Source organism: Rhodococcus aetherivorans, from assembly GCF_011058165.1.
Lineage (GTDB): Bacteria > Actinomycetota > Actinomycetes > Mycobacteriales > Mycobacteriaceae > Rhodococcus > Rhodococcus aetherivorans.
Window position 1 is genome coordinate 28023 of sequence record NZ_JAALEG010000048.1, and the last position, 16370, is coordinate 44392.

General features: G+C 72.1%; 12 protein-coding genes. 5 read left to right on the top strand and 7 right to left on the bottom strand.

Translation table 11 applies throughout. The features are described 5' to 3' along the window. Positions 1–39 precede the first annotated feature (39 nt). The gene (locus G6039_RS18360; RefSeq protein WP_043802354.1) at positions 40–2184 is read right to left on the bottom strand and encodes a catalase; all 2145 of its coding nucleotides are present in this window, start codon (positions 2182–2184) and stop codon (positions 40–42) included. 423 nt (positions 2185–2607) lie between these two features. Further along, positions 2608–3075, bottom strand: coding sequence for a pyridoxamine 5'-phosphate oxidase family protein (locus G6039_RS18365; RefSeq protein ID WP_006945450.1), 468 nt, complete (start codon positions 3073–3075; stop codon positions 2608–2610). 63 nt (positions 3076–3138) lie between these two features. Here G6039_RS18365 and G6039_RS18370 point away from each other — a divergent pair, with 63 nt between their 5' ends. Next, positions 3139–4089, top strand: a complete 951-nt coding sequence (locus G6039_RS18370) for a helix-turn-helix transcriptional regulator (RefSeq protein ID WP_043802351.1) — start codon at positions 3139–3141, stop codon at positions 4087–4089. Between the two features lie 68 nt (positions 4090–4157). On the opposite strand, the gene G6039_RS18375 is transcribed toward G6039_RS18370, so the two are convergent. Further along, positions 4158–4808 carry a hypothetical protein gene (locus G6039_RS18375; RefSeq protein WP_029545383.1) on the bottom strand — a complete coding sequence of 217 codons (651 nt, stop codon included), beginning with the start codon at positions 4806–4808 and terminating at the stop codon, positions 4158–4160. Positions 4809–5072: 264 nt separating this feature from the next. Between G6039_RS18375 and G6039_RS18380 the strand changes: the two genes are divergently transcribed. Then, a complete protein-coding gene (locus G6039_RS18380; protein ID WP_006945457.1) occupies positions 5073–6362 on the top strand; it encodes an adenylosuccinate synthase in 1290 nt (429 codons plus the stop codon). A gap of 19 nt (positions 6363–6381) precedes the next feature. On the opposite strand, the gene G6039_RS18385 is transcribed toward G6039_RS18380, so the two are convergent. Continuing rightward, positions 6382–6921 carry a methylated-DNA--[protein]-cysteine S-methyltransferase gene (locus tag G6039_RS18385; protein ID WP_006945458.1) on the bottom strand — a complete coding sequence of 180 codons (540 nt, stop codon included), beginning with the start codon at positions 6919–6921 and terminating at the stop codon, positions 6382–6384. Between the two features lie 66 nt (positions 6922–6987). Between G6039_RS18385 and yczR the strand changes: the two genes are divergently transcribed. Next, complete coding sequence (yczR, locus tag G6039_RS18390) at positions 6988–8451, top strand: MocR-like transcription factor YczR (protein WP_006945460.1); 1464 nt, start codon at positions 6988–6990, stop codon at positions 8449–8451. A 124-nt stretch (positions 8452–8575) separates the two neighbouring features. Next, positions 8576–12055 (top strand): serine/threonine-protein kinase, encoded by a 3480-nt coding sequence (locus G6039_RS18395; protein ID WP_029545381.1) that lies wholly within the window; start codon positions 8576–8578, stop codon positions 12053–12055. 70 nt (positions 12056–12125) lie between these two features. Here G6039_RS18395 and G6039_RS18400 read toward each other — a convergent pair whose 3' ends face one another. Then, on the bottom strand, positions 12126–13223 hold the full coding sequence (locus G6039_RS18400) for a CaiB/BaiF CoA transferase family protein (protein ID WP_043802346.1): 1098 nt from the start codon (positions 13221–13223) through the stop codon (positions 12126–12128). 92 nt (positions 13224–13315) lie between these two features. After that, positions 13316–13696, bottom strand: coding sequence for a nuclear transport factor 2 family protein (locus tag G6039_RS18405; RefSeq protein WP_006945477.1), 381 nt, complete (start codon positions 13694–13696; stop codon positions 13316–13318). 86 nt (positions 13697–13782) lie between these two features. Between G6039_RS18405 and G6039_RS18410 the strand changes: the two genes are divergently transcribed. Then, positions 13783–14163 (top strand): VOC family protein, encoded by a 381-nt coding sequence (locus G6039_RS18410; RefSeq protein WP_029545379.1) that lies wholly within the window; start codon positions 13783–13785, stop codon positions 14161–14163. A gap of 88 nt (positions 14164–14251) precedes the next feature. Here G6039_RS18410 and G6039_RS18415 read toward each other — a convergent pair. Then, the coding region (locus G6039_RS18415) for a vitamin B12-dependent ribonucleotide reductase (RefSeq protein ID WP_164528094.1) at positions 14252–16370 on the bottom strand (2119 nt) is incomplete at its 5' end.

Below are 16370 nucleotides of genomic sequence, written 5' to 3' on the forward strand. Positions count from 1 at the left end.
GTGACATTCGGCCACCATCCCAGGGGGGACGCGCGGGGGTCAGGCCTGGGCCCGCTCCCACACGCGGTGGGCGCCGAGCAGGTCGACGATCCCGGTGACCACCGCTTCCGGATCGTCGGCGGTGACCACACCCGGGGCCTCGGGGTGGACGGCCGCGTGCTCGAGCGCCTCGGTGCCGGCGCCCCACGTGCCGATCGCCTTGCAGTGCCGGAACGTCTCGTCGACCAGGACGCGCACGCGCGGATCGGCCGGGGCGCTCGCGAGCAGCAGCGCGTCGTACTCGACGGACCGGGCCGTGGCGAAGGTCCGCGAGATCGGCACCTCCTTGCGGCCGCCGTCGAGCTTGCCGCCGTGCGGGCCGATCACCAGCGGCACGGCCTTCGCGGCGGCCACCGCGGCGACGGCCTTGGCGACCTCGGCGACGTCGGCGCTGTCGTCCGCGACGATGCCGACCATCCGGCCCTCGATCGGCCAGGTCGCACCGACCTGGGACAGCGCCTCGCTGCGCAGCGGCTCACCGGCGAGGGCCACCGTCGGCTCCGGTGCCGGCAGCCCCAGGCCGGCCGCGACGGTGGCGCACAGTCCGGCATCGATGTTCGCGAGCACGCGCAGGGCCCGCTCCTTGATCGCCTGCTCGAAGCACTTGCCGAGTTCGAAGCTGTAGGCGTCGGCCACGTGCTGCTTCTCGACCTCGGACAGGCTGGTGTAGAACAGTCGCGCCTGCGAGAAGTGGTCGTCGTACGAACTCGGCTGTGCGCGTTCCTTGACCCCGGCGGCGATGGGTGCCGGCACGTCGATGAACGCGGCCTCCTCGGCGCCGGCCAGGAACGGGCAGCCGGCCCCGAGCGAGTTGGGCCGGTACGGGGCCGCCCCGGGATGAATACCGGTCTGGTGCATGCCGTCGCGCAGCATGTCGTTGACGGGCGCATGCGGCCGGTTGATGGGCAGCTGACCGAAGTTGGGCCCGCCGAGCCGGCTGATCTGGGTGTCGAGGTAGGAGAACAGCCGGCCCTGCAGCAGCGGGTCGTCGGTGACGTCGATACCCGGCACGAGGTGCCCGGGGTGGAAGGCCACCTGTTCGGTCTCGGCGAAGAAGTTGGTCGGGTTGGCGTTGAGCTGCATCGTCCCGATCAGCTGGACCGGCGCGAGCTCCTCGGGGACGATCTTGGTGGGATCGAGCAGGTCGATGCCCTCGAACGTCTGCTCCGGGGTGTCGGGGAAGACCTGCACGCCCAGATCCCACTCCGGGTAGGCCCCGGCCTCGATCGCGTCGGCGAGGTCGCGGCGGTGGAAGTCCGGGTCGATGCCGCCGAGCAGCTGCGCCTCCTCCCACACCAGCGAGTGCACCCCCAGGCGCGGCTTCCAGTGGAACTTCACCAGCGACGTCTCACCGTCGGCGTTGACCATGCGGAAGGTGTGGACGCCGAAGCCCTCCATCATCCGGTAGGAGCGGGGGATGCCGCGGTCGGACATGTTCCACAGGGTGTGGGCGGTGGCCTCGGTGTGGAGCGAGACGAAGTCCCAGAACGTGTCGTGTGCGCTCTGCGCCTGCGGGATCTCCCGGTCCGGGTGCGGCTTGGCCGCGTGGACGACGTCGGGGAACTTGATCGCGTCCTGGATGAAGAACACCGGGATGTTGTTCCCGACCAGGTCGAACGTGCCCTCCTCGGTGTAGAACTTCGTCGCGAAGCCGCGTGTGTCGCGGACGGTGTCGGCGGAGCCGCGCGAGCCGAGCACGGTCGAGAAGCGGACGAACACGGGCGTCTCGGCGCCCTTCTGCAGGAACCCGGCACGGGTGATCTTCGAGGCGGCGCCGTTGGCCCGGAAGACGCCGTGGGCCGCGGCGCCGCGGGCGTGCACCGCCCGCTCGGGGATGCGCTCGTGGTCGAAGTGGGTGATCTTCTCGCGGAAGTGGTGGTCCTGCAGCAGGGTGGGGCCGCGCCGACCGGCCTTGAGGGAGTGGTCGGTGTCCGTCAGCCGCGCGCCCTGCGCGGTGGTGAGGTACCGGCCCTGGGGCCCGCGCGCGCCGTCGGGGAGGTCTTCGGGGGTGCCGGTGGCAGTGACCGGGATGGGTTCACGCTGGTCGGGCTTGGCCGGTGGCGGGTCCGTCGGGGTGGTGGGTTCCTCGACCGGGACCTCGAAACCGGCGGGTGAGCCGGGAACCGGCGGATTCTTCTCGAACACTGCGATGCTCCGTTCGGTCGAGACGGGTGACGTTCACGTCTCGGCCGAGTTGCCCCGCACGCCCGTTTCCAAACATCGGCCGGGGCGCGTCGGGTCTCGGCGTGCGCCGGGGTGGCGACCCACCCCGCCCGTGACAACGTCTGTGGCCGGCCACGCGCGGTGGCCGGCCACCACGGGCGGGTACCCCTTCGGCGGGGTTCCCCCACTTCGCCCGACGGGGCGACGAGAACGGATGCCCGGCGGGCGGACGTATTCGGGGCCGGAGGTTTCGACCGCGCGTCAGCGGGCACAACGGTTCAGGGCCGTCTCGTAGTCCGGATGCGGGCCGGCCAAGGTGCCCCGGGTTGAACTCGACAGCCCGGGGCGCCGAACTCCCTCGGCGTGCCGGGCCGACCGGCGGGTCGAAACGGCAGCTCCGGCCGGTCAGCGGGTGAAGCGTTCGACCGCGGCACCGGGCCGCCACAGGTCCACGTACAGGTGCTCCCCGTCCACCGACGTGAGCACCGCCTCGGCCAGGCCGAGTTCGAACACGTGCATCGGTCCCGGCGGCACCTCCTCCGGGTAGGCGGCGAGCACGGCTGCCTTCTCCTCGTCGTGCAGCTCCCGGGCCCGGCCGGCGACCTTCGCGTCGCCCCCTGTCATCGAGTGGTGCCCGGGATTCGAATGCAGGGCGTAGCGCGGATCGCGCTGCAGATCGCGCGCTTTCCGCGCGCCGGGCATCGAGCCGAGCACCAGCCGGCCGCCGACGATCTCGACCTCCGTCCCGCTGACGCGGGGCGACCCGTCCCGTCGCACCGTCGCCAGGACGTGATGCTTGTGCGCCTGCAGTCGTGCGGCGATCGCCTTCGCCAGATCCGGTGCCTGCTCGGAGAACTCGTCCCATGTGGTCATGGACCCAGCATGCCCCCGTATCACTGACATCCGGTGTCAGTGTTTTCCGCGTAGGCTGCGGACATGCGATCGGCACGTCTGCTCGCGATGATGCTCCGGCTCCAGGGCAGCGCGGGCCTGACCGCGCGGCAACTCGCGGACGACCTCGGCGTGTCGGTGCGCACCGTGTACCGCGACGTCGGTGCCCTGTCTGCCGCGGGGGTCCCGGTGTGGACCGAGAGCGGGCCGGGTGGCGGCATCCGCCTGCTCGACGGGTGGCAGTCCCGGCTGAGCGGGCTCACCAGCGACGAGAGCGCCGCGCTGATGCTGCTGGGGGTGCCCACCCTCGCCGCCGACCTCGGGGTGGAGCTCGAGGCGGCACGCGGCAAGCTGCTCGGGTCCATGCCGGTTACCCTGCGCAGCGCCGCCCAGGCGTGGCGCGACCGGGTACACGTCGACGTCCCAGGCTGGTTCGCCGCACCGGGCGACAACACGCACCTGCCGGCGGTCGCGTCCGCCGTGTTCGACGAGCGTCGCCTGCACATCCGCTACCGGCGCGGCGGCCGGACCGTGGCCCGCACCCTCGACCCGCTCGGGCTCGTCGCCAAGGCCGGGGTCTGGTACCTCGTCGCCGCCCACACCGGTCACGTCCGCACCTACCGCGTCGGGCGCATCGCGTCCGCCGACGTGCTCGACGCTCCCGCGCACCGCCCCGGCGGATTCGACCTGCCCGCCTACTGGGCGGCGTCCGCGGCGGAGTTCGACCGGGCCCTGCGTACGTTCGCCTGCACGGTCCGCCTCACCCCGGCCGCGTGGCGGCGCCTGCCCCGCGTGGTGGGCGCCGACGCCGCCGCCGGCGAGCCGGGCCCGCCGGACGCGGACGGGCGGGTTCGGGTGGACCTGCTGCTCGAGGCCGAGGAGGTGGCGCTCGACCAGCTCCTCGCCCTCGGCGGCGGGGTCGAGGTCGTGGCCCCGCGGTCGTTGCGGGCCGCCCTCCGCGGCGCCGGCGAGACGCTGGCCCGGTGCAACTCGTGACGTCGGATCGAAAGCGACAGGCGTTCTGCGCGAACGGCTCTCGTGGTGCAGCGGTGTGAGCGGACGGCTCAGCGCACCAGCTTCCACTTGTGCTCGTGCCGGTAGAACGTGGACCGCTTCACCGCCCGGGGATTGGCCACCCCGTCGCGGGTGAGCAGGGCGCCGGGCGAGCCGAGCTGGACGGCGCGTCCGGTCACCCAGCGGTAGCCGCCGAACCAGCGCGGCCGGTCGATCGCGGCCCGCAGTCCCGGCATGTCGGGGATCGGCTCGATCCGCACGCCCGGGGCGACCCCGCTGAACAGGCGGGTGTCGTCCACGTACGCCTCGCCGACGAGCTCGCCGACCTCACCCTCGACGAGGGCACGCCCGACGAGGGCGATGCCGGCGTCGTCGCGGATGAGCGGCACCGGCCGGGCCACGCCCTGCAGGGCGACGGTCGCGGCCTTGGACCCGAACCGCAGCCCGTAGGCCTCGGCGGCCGGGGTGCGCCGCTCGGGCACGTAGGCCAGTTCGATGCCGAGCCGCTCCGTGCGCATCATCCGGGTCAGCGCCGCGGCGAAGGCGGCATCCCCGCCCACCACCACGAGCCGGGGATCCTCGACCGACTCGAGATGCGCGAACACGTCCTCGAAGTCGTCCTTGCCGGGAAGCACGGGGGCGGTCAACGTGGTCAGGGACGTCAATGTCAACGGCAGCGGGGCGTCACCGCACTTGAGCACAACGGGGGTCAAGAGCACTCCTCTCGCGGCCGACGATGCTCCGTTCACTCTAGTCACGACGGGCCCCGCCGCCGGGCGCCCGAACGTGGCACGGTGAGTCGGGCGGATTCTCGGTCCCCGTCACAGGCGGGGCGGCGACCGGCGGACGCCGGAGGCAGCGCCGCGCGCGTGGTCCGCTAGACTGTCCCCCCGGCTTCTGTTCTGTGACGGCAGAACCCTGCAGGCGGAGGGCGCCCGCACGTCGACACCCTAGGAGACAGCGAAATGCCGGCAATCGTCCTGATCGGCGCCCAGTGGGGCGACGAGGGCAAGGGCAAGGCCACCGATCTGCTCGGTGGCCGGGTGCAGTGGGTGGTGCGCTACCAGGGGGGCAACAACGCCGGCCATACCGTCGTCCTCCCCAACGGGGAGAATTTCGCGCTGCACCTGATCCCTTCCGGCATCCTCACTCCCGGCGTCACCAACGTGATCGGCAACGGCGTGGTCGTGGACCCGGGCGTGCTGCTCGACGAGCTGGCCGGTCTCGAGAACCGCGGGGTCGACACCACGAACCTGCTGCTCAGCGCCGACGCGCACCTGATCATGCCGTACCACGTGGCCATCGACAAGGTCACCGAACGCTTCCTCGGCGCCAAGAAGATCGGCACCACCGGCCGCGGCATCGGCCCGTGCTACCAGGACAAGATCGCCCGCGTGGGCGTCCGCGTCGCCGACGTCCTCGACGAGAAGATCCTCACCCACAAGGTCGAGGCCGCCCTGGAGTTCAAGAACCAGGTGCTGTCGAAGATCTACAACCGCAAGGCCCTCGACCCGCAGCAGGTCGTCGACGAGGTGCTCGGCCAGGCGGAGGGCTTCAAGCATCGCATCGCCGACACCCGGCTGCGCCTGAACCTGGCCCTCGAGGCCGGCGAGACGGTGCTGCTCGAGGGCTCGCAGGGCACGCTGCTCGACGTCGACCACGGCACCTACCCGTACGTGACGTCGTCGAACCCCACGGCCGGCGGCGCGGCGGTCGGGTCGGGCATCGGCCCCAACCGGATCGGTACGGTGCTCGGCATTCTCAAGGCCTACACCACCCGCGTCGGTTCGGGCCCGTTCCCGACCGAACTGTTCGACGAGCACGGCGCCTACCTGGCCAAGACCGGCGGCGAGGTCGGCGTCACCACCGGCCGGGCCCGGCGCTGCGGCTGGTTCGACGCCGTGATCGCCCGCTACGCGACCCGTGTCAACGGCATCACCGACTTCTTCCTCACCAAGCTCGACGTGCTGTCGAGCCTCGAGACCGTGCCGATCTGCGTCGGCTACGAGGTGGACGGGGTCCGCGTCGACGAAATGCCGATGACGCAGACCGACATCCACCACGCCACGCCGATCTACGAGGAGATGCCCGGCTGGTGGGAGGACATCTCCGACGCCCGCACCTTCGAGGACCTGCCGAAGAACGCACAGAACTACGTGCTGCGGCTCGAGGAGCTTTCGGGCGCGCGCATGTCGTGCATCGGCGTCGGCCCGGGCCGCGACCAGACGATCGTGCGGCGCGACATCCTGGGCTGAAACCCGCTGCGGCTGCCCGTCAGAACAGGGTCGGATCGTCGAAGCCGGGGGCGTGCTCGAGCGCGAGCAGCTCCCGCTTCGTGACGGTGCTTCCGGGTGCGGAGAAGCCGCCGATGCCGCCGCCCGCGGCGAGGATCCGGTGGCACGGCACGACGAGCGGAACGGGGTTGCGTCCCAAGGCCTGTCCGACGGCCTGCGCTCCGGCCGGCCGGCCGATCCGGGTGGCGACCTCGCCGTAGGTCGCCACCGTCCCGGGGCCGATCGTGCGCGCGAACTCGTAGACCGCGGTGTCGAATTCGGACACGTTCTGGTAGTCGACCGGAACCCAGCGCAGGTCGTCCGGGGCGCCGGCGAGATGCGCGGTGACGGCCTCGATCACGGGCTGCACCGCGGCCGGGGCCGGGCGCTCGACCGCGTCCGGGAACCGCTCGAGCAGTTCGTCGCGCGTCGGCTCGGGTGCGGTCTCGGGCAGTTGCAGGCCGACGATGCCGGCTGCAGACCACACGAGCCCGCACGTGCCGACGGCGGTGTCGAAGAGGGTGTAGCCGAGGGTGGTCACGTCGTCAGTATGGACTGGACCGGGGACAGGCGACCACTTCACCGACTGGACTGCGATACTGGATCGGTGATCACGCGTGCGATCGGCGCCGGCTCCCTGGCCCGCGACCTCGGCAACTGGCAGGACACCGCCGATCGGCGGCCCGCGTACCGGGCCCTCGCGGACGGAATCCGCCTGCTGGTGCACGACGGCCGCGTCCCCCTGGGCGTGGCGCTGCCCAGCGAACGCGAGCTCGCCGCCGCGCTGGCCCTGAGCCGCACCACCATCACCTCCGCGTACACGGCGCTGCGCGAGGCCGGCTACCTGCGCAGCCGGCAGGGCGCGCGCAGCACCGTCGCGCTGCCGTCGGGCCGGACCGCCGCCCCGGCGCGGGCGGGGGGTCCCGGTCCCGCCCGGGCGCCCGAGACCGTGGATCTGAGCTACGCGTCCATGCCCGCGCCCGCCGCCGAGATCGAGTCCGCCTACGCGGCCGCGTTGCGCTCGGTGCCGGCCTACCTCGACTCGCACGGCATGGAGCCGATCGGCGTGGCCCCGCTGCGCGAGGTCATCGCGCGGCGCTACCGGGAGCGGGGGCTGCCCACGGACGCCGACCAGATCATGGTCACCTCCGGCGCGCAGCACGCGCTGCGCCTGCTGCTCGGCGTGCTCACCGACGCCGGCGACCGCGTGATCGTCGACCATCCCACGTATCCCAATGCGCTCGAGGCGATCCGGCGGCACGGGGCGCGGCCGGTCGTGGTGCCGGTGCGGCCCGAGGGCGGCGCCGACGCCGGCTGGGACCTCGAGGGCCTGCGCAGCGCCGCGCGGCAGACGGCGGCGCGAATGGCGTTCCTGATCCCGGACTTCCACAGCCCCACCGGGCTGTGCATGGGCGCACAGGGCCGGGCCGAACTCGTCCGGATCGCCCAGGAGACCCGCATGACGCTCGTCGTGGACGAGACGATGGTGGACCTGTGGCTGGACACCCCACCACCCCCCGCGGTCGCCTCGTACGGCGCGGACCGGTCCGTCGTGACGGTGGGATCCACCGGGAAGTCCCTGTGGGGCGGGCTCCGGGTGGGCTGGATCCGTGCCGACCGGTCCCTGATCACGCGGCTCGTGGGGGCACGCTCCGCCGTCGACCTCGGCACGCCGGTGATGGAGCAGCTCGCCGCGGCGCACCTGCTCGGCGACGTCGAAGACCTGCTCGAGCGGCGGCGCGGACAGCTGCGCCGCCGCCGGGCGGCGATGCTCGGCGCGCTCGGCGAGCACCTGCCCGACTGGAAGTACACGGTGGGGCCGGGCGGGATGTCGCTGTGGGTGCGGATGCCCACGCCGGTGTCGACGGCCCTCGCGGCGACCGCCCCGAATCACGGTGTGGTCCTCGCCGCCGGACCGCGGTTCGGCGTGGAAGGCGCGTTCGAGCGCTTCCTCCGGCTGCCGTACGCGCGGGAGGTCGACGAGGTGCGCCGGGCGGTGGCGTCCGTGGCGTCGGCGTACGACGCGCTCGCCCGCGGCCGGGACCTCGCGGAACCACACCTCGTGGTCTGATTCGGAGGTGGCCGGACGGGGCCCGGGAACCGGTCCGCGGCGTTATGCTCGAGGGGTACGCACGGGCGGTCACGCCGTTGTGGCCGTCCGCGAGCCGCCACTTCGGACGGATGCGAGAACGACTGTGGCCGAAAAGGATCCGTACGCGACGCAGCGCGACATCGGGTTCGACCTCGCTGCCGAACTCGCCGCCGCCGGGTTCGACGACGCGCGGGAGATCGGGCGCGGCGGATTCGGTGTCGTCTACCGCTGCTACGAGACCGCACTCGATCGCCCGGTCGCGGTGAAGGTCCTCACCTCCCACATGGACACAGACAACCTCGAGCGTTTCCTGCGTGAGCAGCGCGCCATGGGACGGCTGTCCGGGCATCCCAACATCGTCAACGTCCTGCAGGTCGGCACCACCGAATCCGGGCGCCCGTACCTCGTGATGCAGTACCACCCGCGCGACTCGCTCGACGCGCAACTGCGCCGCTCCGGGCCCATCCCGTGGGCCGAGGTGGTGCGGATCGGCATCAAGCTGGCCGGCGCCCTCGAGACCGGCCACCGCGTCGGCATCCTGCACCGCGACGTCAAGCCGGCCAACATCCTGCTCACCGAGTTCGGCGAGCCGCAGCTCACGGACTTCGGGATCGCCCGCATCAGCGGGGGCTTCGAGACGGTGGCGGGTGAGGTGACCGGGTCGCCGGCGTTCACGGCCCCGGAGGTGCTCAGCGGCCGCGTGCCCACCCCCGCATCGGACGTCTACAGCCTCGGCGCCACGCTGTTCTGCGCGCTGACCGGGCACGCGGCATTCGAACGGCGCAGCGGCGAGCGGGTCGTGGCGCAGTTCGTGCGGGTGACCACCCAGCCCGTTCCGGACCTGCGCGAGCAGGGCGTCCCGGACGGATTGTCCTCGGCGATCGAGCGTTCCATGTCGGTGGACCCGCAGGCCCGGCCCGCGACCGCCGCCGAGTTCGGGGAGCTGCTGCGCGAGGTGCAGGCCGACGAGGGTCTGCCGGTGGACGAGCTGCCGGTAGCCGGGGAACTCGAGCCGGGCTCGGAGCCCGGTCACCCTCCGTCGCCGTCCGTGTCGGAGCGGCGGAGCACCTACCGGTCCGGCGTGCGCGCCACCACCCCGCCGGTGCCGGCGACCCGGTTCCGTCCGCCGTCGACCACACGCCGGCTCGTGCCGCGACGGCGCCTGCTCGCCGTCCTCGACACGGAGCAGCGCCGGAAACTGACCGTCATCCACTCCCCGCCGGGATTCGGCAAGACCATGCTGGCCCTGCAGTGGCGCTACGTGCTCACCGAGAGGAACGTGCCCGTCGCGTGGCTCAACGTCGACCACGACGACAACAACGTGGTGTGGTTCCTGGCCCACCTCGTCGAGTCGATCCGGCAGGTGCGGCCCTCGCTGGCCCGCGAGCTCGGCCAGGTGCTCGACGAACACGGCGACGAGGCCGAACGTTACGTGCTCACCTCACTCATCGACGAGATCCACAGGGCCGGTGAACGACTCGTCGTCATCATCGACGACTGGCATCGGGTCGACGACCCCGCGACGATCGCCGCGATGGCCTTCCTGCTCGACAACGGCTGCCACCACATGCAGCTCGTGGTGGTCGGCCGGACCCGCGCGGGACTGCCGACGAGCCGGATGCGGGTGCGCGACGAACTCGTCGAAATAGACTACGAGGCATTGCGATTCGACGAGTCCGAGGCGCGGACCTTCCTCGTCGACCTCGCCGGGCTGGACCTCGACGACGACGAGGTCGCCGACCTGACCGCCGCCACCGACGGGTGGGCGGCCGCGTTGCAGCTCGCGGCGGTGTCGCTGCGCGGACGCGAGGACCCCGGGGAACTGATCTCCCACCTGTCCGGCCGGCACCGGGCGATCGGCGACTTCCTCGCCGAGAACGTGCTCGAGTCGCTGCCCCCGGACGACGTCGAGTTCCTGCTCACCACCGCGGTGACCGAACGCATCTGCGGCAGCCTCGCCACCGCGCTCACCGGGCACGAACGTGGTCAGGCCCTGCTCGAGGACCTCGAGGACCGGGACCTGTTCCTGCACCGGATCGACGAGGACGGCCGCTGGTTCGGATATCAGCCGTTGTTCGCCGAGTTCCTCCGGCAGCGGCTCGAACGCGAGCACCCGGAGCGCGTCCCGGCCCTGCACCGGACCGCGTCCGAGTGGTACGAGGGCCATGCGATGGTCGGCGAGGCGGTCGACCACGCCCTCGCCGCGGGCGACGAGGACCGCGCCGTCGACCTCGTCGAGAAGAACGGGCGCCGGATGATCGAGCACGGGCACGCCACCACGCTGCTCGGGCTCGTCGCCAAGCTGCCGCGCCGCGCCGTGGCGGGCCGGATCCGCCTGCAGCTGTCGATCGCCTGGGGGAACATCCTGCTGCACCGCTCGGCGCCGGCGCTGCACGCGCTGGACGTGGTCGAGGCGGCGGTCGCGGCCGACGGTGTGAACGCCGAGGAGGCGGCCGACATCGCCGTCGAGGTGGAGGTCGTGCGCAGCATCGTCGCCCTGCGCTGCGACCGCCTGGAACGCGCCGACGATCTCGTCGAGCACTGCCTGGCCCGCGCCGCCACCCTGCCGCCGCTGGTGATCTCGTCCGGGCTCAACGTCGCCACGTTCGCCGCGGTCTACCGGGCCGACTACGACGAGGTGGTTCGGCTGCAGCAGGTGGCGCAGCCGTACCACGAACTCAACGAGGGCCCCTACAACACCATGCACGCCCGCGCCCTGCTGGGGCTGGCCGCGGTCGAACAGCTCGACGTCGCCGGGGCCGAGGAGCATTTCCGCGCGGGACTGCGCGCGGCGCGGCGCGGCAGCGGCCGGCACTCGTCGGCCGCGGTGCTGGCCGGGTCGATCCTCGGTGAGCTGCTCTACGAGCGGGGCGAGCTCGACGAGGCCGAGCGGCTGCTCGACGACGGCTTCGCCCTCGGCTCGGAGGGCGGGGTCGTGGATTTCAAGATCTCGCGGTACGTCGTCGGTGCCCGGCTCAAGGCCGTGCGCGGCGACCGCGAGGCGGTGGTGTCGCGACTGGCGGACGGCGCCCGTGCGGCCGCCGCCATGAACCTGGAGCGGCTCGCGGCGGCCGTCGAGAACGAACGCGTCCGGCTCGGTCTCGGGCCGCTGCCGTCGGCGCCGCGGCAGCAGCCGGTCGCCTACGGGACGCGGCCGCGCCCCGACCACGGCACGGCGGCGTGGACCGCGCAGCTCGAGGAGGCCACGGCCATCCGGGGGCTGCTCGCCGATCCCACGCCGGAGAACACCGAGCTGGCGTGCCGGTGGGCCGGCGAGTGGGTGCAACTGCTGCGCGGCAGCCGCCGGGCGCGCAGGCTGCTGCGCGCGGAGCGGCTCGAGGTGGCCTGCCTGGCCGCGGCCGGGCACGACGAGGAAGCGGCGACCCTGCTGGCCTCCGTCGCCGCGCGGTGCGAACAGGCAGGTCTGCTCCGGTTCCTGCCCGACGGCGGCCCGCTCGTGCTCGACGTCGCGCGCCGGCTCGCGGACGAGCTCACCGCGGGCAGGGGCCGCGCCGGTCGCCCGGACGTGTCCCCGGCGTTCCTGCTGGACGCGGTCGATACGGGCGCCGTGCACCTCCTGTAGGCGCCTGCGGCGCCGGTGTGTCCTTCGGGTCGCCAGGGCAGCCCAAAGGACACACCGGCAGCTCCGCTGCCTAGCGCCAGACGGAGTCGACGTCGGTGGCCTCGCCGGCCGGCGGGGCCGGCGGGCCCGCCGGGGTACGGGAGAACCGGGGCGCGGGGGCGTGCTGGGTGACGCCGTCGAGCTCGATCAGCGAGCCGCGGGCCGCGATGTGCGGGTTGGCCGGGGCCTCGCCGAACGTGAGCACGGGGGAGACGCACGCGTCGGTGCCGTCGAAGATCGCGGCCCATTCGTCGCGGGTCTTGGACAGGAACTTCTCGGTGAACAGCTTCTTCATCTGCGGCCACGCCGAGGTGTCGAGCTGCTGCGGCAGATCGGCCGGATCGAGCTCGAGGCCCTGCAGCAGCAGCGCGTAGAACTGCGGCTCGATGGAACCGACGGCCATGTACCTGCCGTCGGCGGTCTCGTACACGTCGTAGAACGGCGCGCCGGTGTCGAGGAGGTTCACACCGCGCTCGTCCGACCACACGCCGCGGCCGCGGAACGCCCACATCATGTGCGAGAGCGCCAGCGCGCCGTCGACCATCGCGGCGTCGACGACCTGCCCCTTGCCGGAACTCTGACGCTCGACGAGGGCGGAGAGGATGCCGAAGATCAGGAACATCGAGCCGCCGCCGAAGTCGCCGACCATGTTCAGCGGCGGCACCGGCCGCTCACCCTTGCGCCCGATGGCGTGCAGCACGCCCGTCAGGGAGATGTAGTTGATGTCGTGGCCGGCGGCGTGGGCGAGCGGGCCCTCCTGGCCCCAGCCGGTCATCCGCCCGTAGACCAGGCGCGGGTTGCGGGCCAGCGCGACGTCCGGGCCGAGCCCCATGCGCTCGGTCACGCCCGGGCGGAAGCCCTCGATGAGGACGTCGGCGCGCTCGATCAGCCCGAGGACCTTCTCGACCTGCTCGGGATCCTTCAGGTTGGCCTCGACGACGCGGCGGCCGCGCTGGATCTGGTCGCGGTGACCGGCGGGCGGGATCAGGCCCGGCCGCTGCACGCACACGACGTCGGCGCCGAGATCGGCGAGCAGGGTGGCGGCGTGCGGGCCGGGGCCGAGTCCCGCGAACTCGACGACGCGGATACCCGCGAGCGGACCCTTCTTCTCAACAGCTTCAGCGGACACTCGTCGAACCTCACTCGGGGTGCGTTGGGACCATTCCACGAGGAGGCTACCTTAGCGATCGCTAGAATGTGCCGGGGGTCACGGCACGTCGCCTATCCCTCGTAGAGATCCCCCTCGTTCAGCCGGGTGGCCTCGAACGCCTCCTCGAGGGTGTCGTGCCGGTACACCGAGACGACATGGTCGCCCACCACCCGGAATGCGATCGCCTCACTGCGCGGGTGCTCCGGATCGGCCGCCCACGTGGCGGTCTCCTCGACCACGACGATCCCCTCGTGCACGAACATCCGGCCGGGCCGGAACGTCACGCCCGCCGTCGTCGCCCACTCCCGCAGCTCGTCGAGGCCCTGATCCTCGTCGTCGTCCCCGGTGGGGAGCACGATGTCGTCGCTCGACAACGCCAGCAGGGTCTCGATGTCGTTGGAATTGACAGCGTCGTGCCAGGCCAGGACGGTCGCGATCTCGGAGGTGCTCATACGAGCAGATGCTAGTACCCCGGACCCGCCACGCACGGGTTGCCGCAACCTTGCCTGGCCGCGGGGTGAGGCGCACAGTGGTTCCCATGACGATCCGCGGTCAGCTCGTGAGCTTCCTGCCCAGTACCGATCTCGACATCTCGGAGATGTTCTACGTCGACACCCTCGGCTTCGAGAAGCTGTCCCGGGATCACTTCACGCTGATTCTGGACGCGGGCGGCGGCTCGCCCGTGCGGGTGACGCTGGTGCAGTCCCGCGCCGATACCGGTTACACCGCCCTGGGGTGGCGGGTACCGAACCTGAACGAGACCGTCGAAGCGCTGCGCGCCAAGGGCGTCGAATTCGTCCGGTACAACGGCATGGCCCAGGACGAACACGACGCGTGGACGTCGCCCGAGGGCATGCGGGTCGCGTGGTTCCGCGACCCCCACGGAAACGTGCTGTCGCTGATGGAGGCCACCGGCTAGGGTCGACGTGGCCGCGAGGGGGCGGTTCTCGTCGACGCCACTCGCGTGATGCCGCGACAACGTTCCCCTCGGCGCAACCGCGACCGCGTCAGCTGCACCCGCTGGTGCTGCCGCACGACGGACAGGCGTGGCAGGAACCCGAGCGCTGCATCTGCACCCCGCACTGCATGCAGTACGGCGCGTCGCTTCGGCGCGCACGACCCTGCCGGGTGTCGGCCACCGCGTCGTCGAAGACGGGCGCGCTGCGCTCGGCACCGGTGCGGATGCCGAGTTCGGCCCGCTCGTCCGCGTCGAGGTACTCCACTGCCAGGCGCCGGAAGATGTAGTCCAGGATCGACGTCGCGATCCGGAGGTCCGGATCGTCGGTGATGCCCGCCGGCTCGAACCGCGTGCTGGTGAACGCGTTGACGAACGTGCGCAACGGAACCCCGTACTGCAGGCCGTAACTGACCGCCATCGAGAACGCGTCCATGATTCCGGCCAGGGTCGAGCCCTGCTTGGCCACCCGCAGGAACATCTCGCCCGGACGGCCGTCGTCGTACTGGCCGACGGTGACGAAGCCCTTGCAGTCCGCGACGCGGAACTCGAAGGTGCGCGACCGGCGCAGCCGGGGCAGCCGTTCCCGCCGCGGCGCCGGGGCCGTCGCGGCCGGGGCCGCCGTGGCCGACAACGGTTGGCCCAGTTTGCAGTTGTCGCGGTACACCGCGATCGCCTTGAGCCCGAGCCGCCACGCGTCGAGAAACAGTTCCTCGATGTCGGCCGCCGTCGCCGACTCCGGCAGGTTGACCGTCTTCGAGATCGCGCCGGACAGGAACGGCTGCACCGCGGCCATCATCAGGACGTGGCCGCGCGGCTCGATCACGTTGTCTCCCATCGACGTCGCGAACACCGGCAGATGCTCGGGCCGCAACTGCGGCGCGCCGACGACGGTGCGGTGCGTGTCGATGTGGGTGATCAGCTCGGCCACCTTGTCCGGGGGATAACCGAGCCGCGACAATGCCCGGGGCACCGTGCGATTGACGATGGACAGCGTCCCGCCGCCCACCAGCTTCTTCGTCTTCACCAGGGCCAGATCGGGTTCGATGCCGGTGGTGTCGCAATCCATGGCCAGGCCGATCGTGCCGGTCGGCGCGAGGACCGTCACCTGGCTGTTGCGTACCCCGTGTTCGGCGGCGAGGGCGCACGCGGTGTCCCAGTCCTCCCGCGCCGCGGCGAGAACGTCGGCGGGCGCGACCTGTTCGTCGATGTCGTCGACGGCACCGCGATGACGGGCCAGCACCGCGAGGGTGTGCTCCCGGTTCTCGGCGAATCCGTCGAACGGCCCGAGCCGGCGCGCGAGCCGTGCCGACACCGCGTACGCGTGCCCGGTCATGAGCGCGGTGAGCGCCGCGGCGTACGCCCGTCCGGCGTCGCTGTCGTACGGCAGCCCCAGGGCCATCAGCAACGCCCCGAGATTGGCGTAGCCGAGGCCGAGTTGCCGGAACCGGCGCGAGGTCCGCGCGATGCGGTCGGTGGGATAGTCGGCGCGGCCGACGAGGATCTCCTGGCCGGTGAGCACGACCGCGACGGCGTGCCGGAACCCGGCGATGTCGAACGTGCCGTCGTCGCGCAGGAACGTCAGCAGGTTCAGGCTCGCCAGGTTGCACGCCGAGTCGTCCAGATGCATGTACTCCGAGCACGGATTCGAGCCGTTGATCCGGCCCGTCGCGGCCGCGGTGTGCCAGCGGTTGATGGTGGTGTCGAACTGCAGGCCCGGATCGGCGCACTCCCACGCTGCGGCCGCGATGCGGTGCAGCAGTTCGCGGGCCGGCACCGTGCACACCGTCGCCCCGGTGGTCACCGCGCGCAGCGGCCACTCGGCGCCGTCGGCGACGGCCTGCATGAACTCGTCGGTCACCCGCACCGAGTTGTTGGCGTTCTGGTACTGCACCGAATGGATGTCGCGACCGTCGAGTCCCATGTCGAAGCCGGCCGCGGCCAGCACCCGCGCCTTGCGTTCCTCGATCGCCTTGCAGTCGACGAACTCCTCGATATCGGGATGGTCGACGTCGAGGATCACCATCTTCGCGGCCCGGCGCGTCTTGCCGCCGGACTTGATGGTGCCCGCCGACGCGTCCGCGCCGCGCATGAAACTCACCGGACCCGACGCGGTACCCCCGCCCGCCAGCGGTTCGGCCGACGACCGGATGCGCGACAGGTTCCCGCCC

Excerpts from the sequence above, each read along its gene's own strand:
- G6039_RS18410 (WP_029545379.1), top strand. The coding sequence starts at position 13,783 with ATGACGATCCGCGGTCAGCTCGTGAGCTTCCTGCCCAGTACCGATCTC.
- G6039_RS18405 (WP_006945477.1), bottom strand. The coding sequence starts at position 13,696 with ATGAGCACCTCCGAGATCGCGACCGTCCTGGCCTGGCACGACGCTGTC.
- G6039_RS18365 (WP_006945450.1), bottom strand. The coding sequence starts at position 3,075 with ATGACCACATGGGACGAGTTCTCCGAGCAGGCACCGGATCTGGCGAAG.
- G6039_RS18380 (WP_006945457.1), top strand. The coding sequence starts at position 5,073 with ATGCCGGCAATCGTCCTGATCGGCGCCCAGTGGGGCGACGAGGGCAAG.
- G6039_RS18370 (WP_043802351.1), top strand. The coding sequence starts at position 3,139 with ATGCGATCGGCACGTCTGCTCGCGATGATGCTCCGGCTCCAGGGCAGC.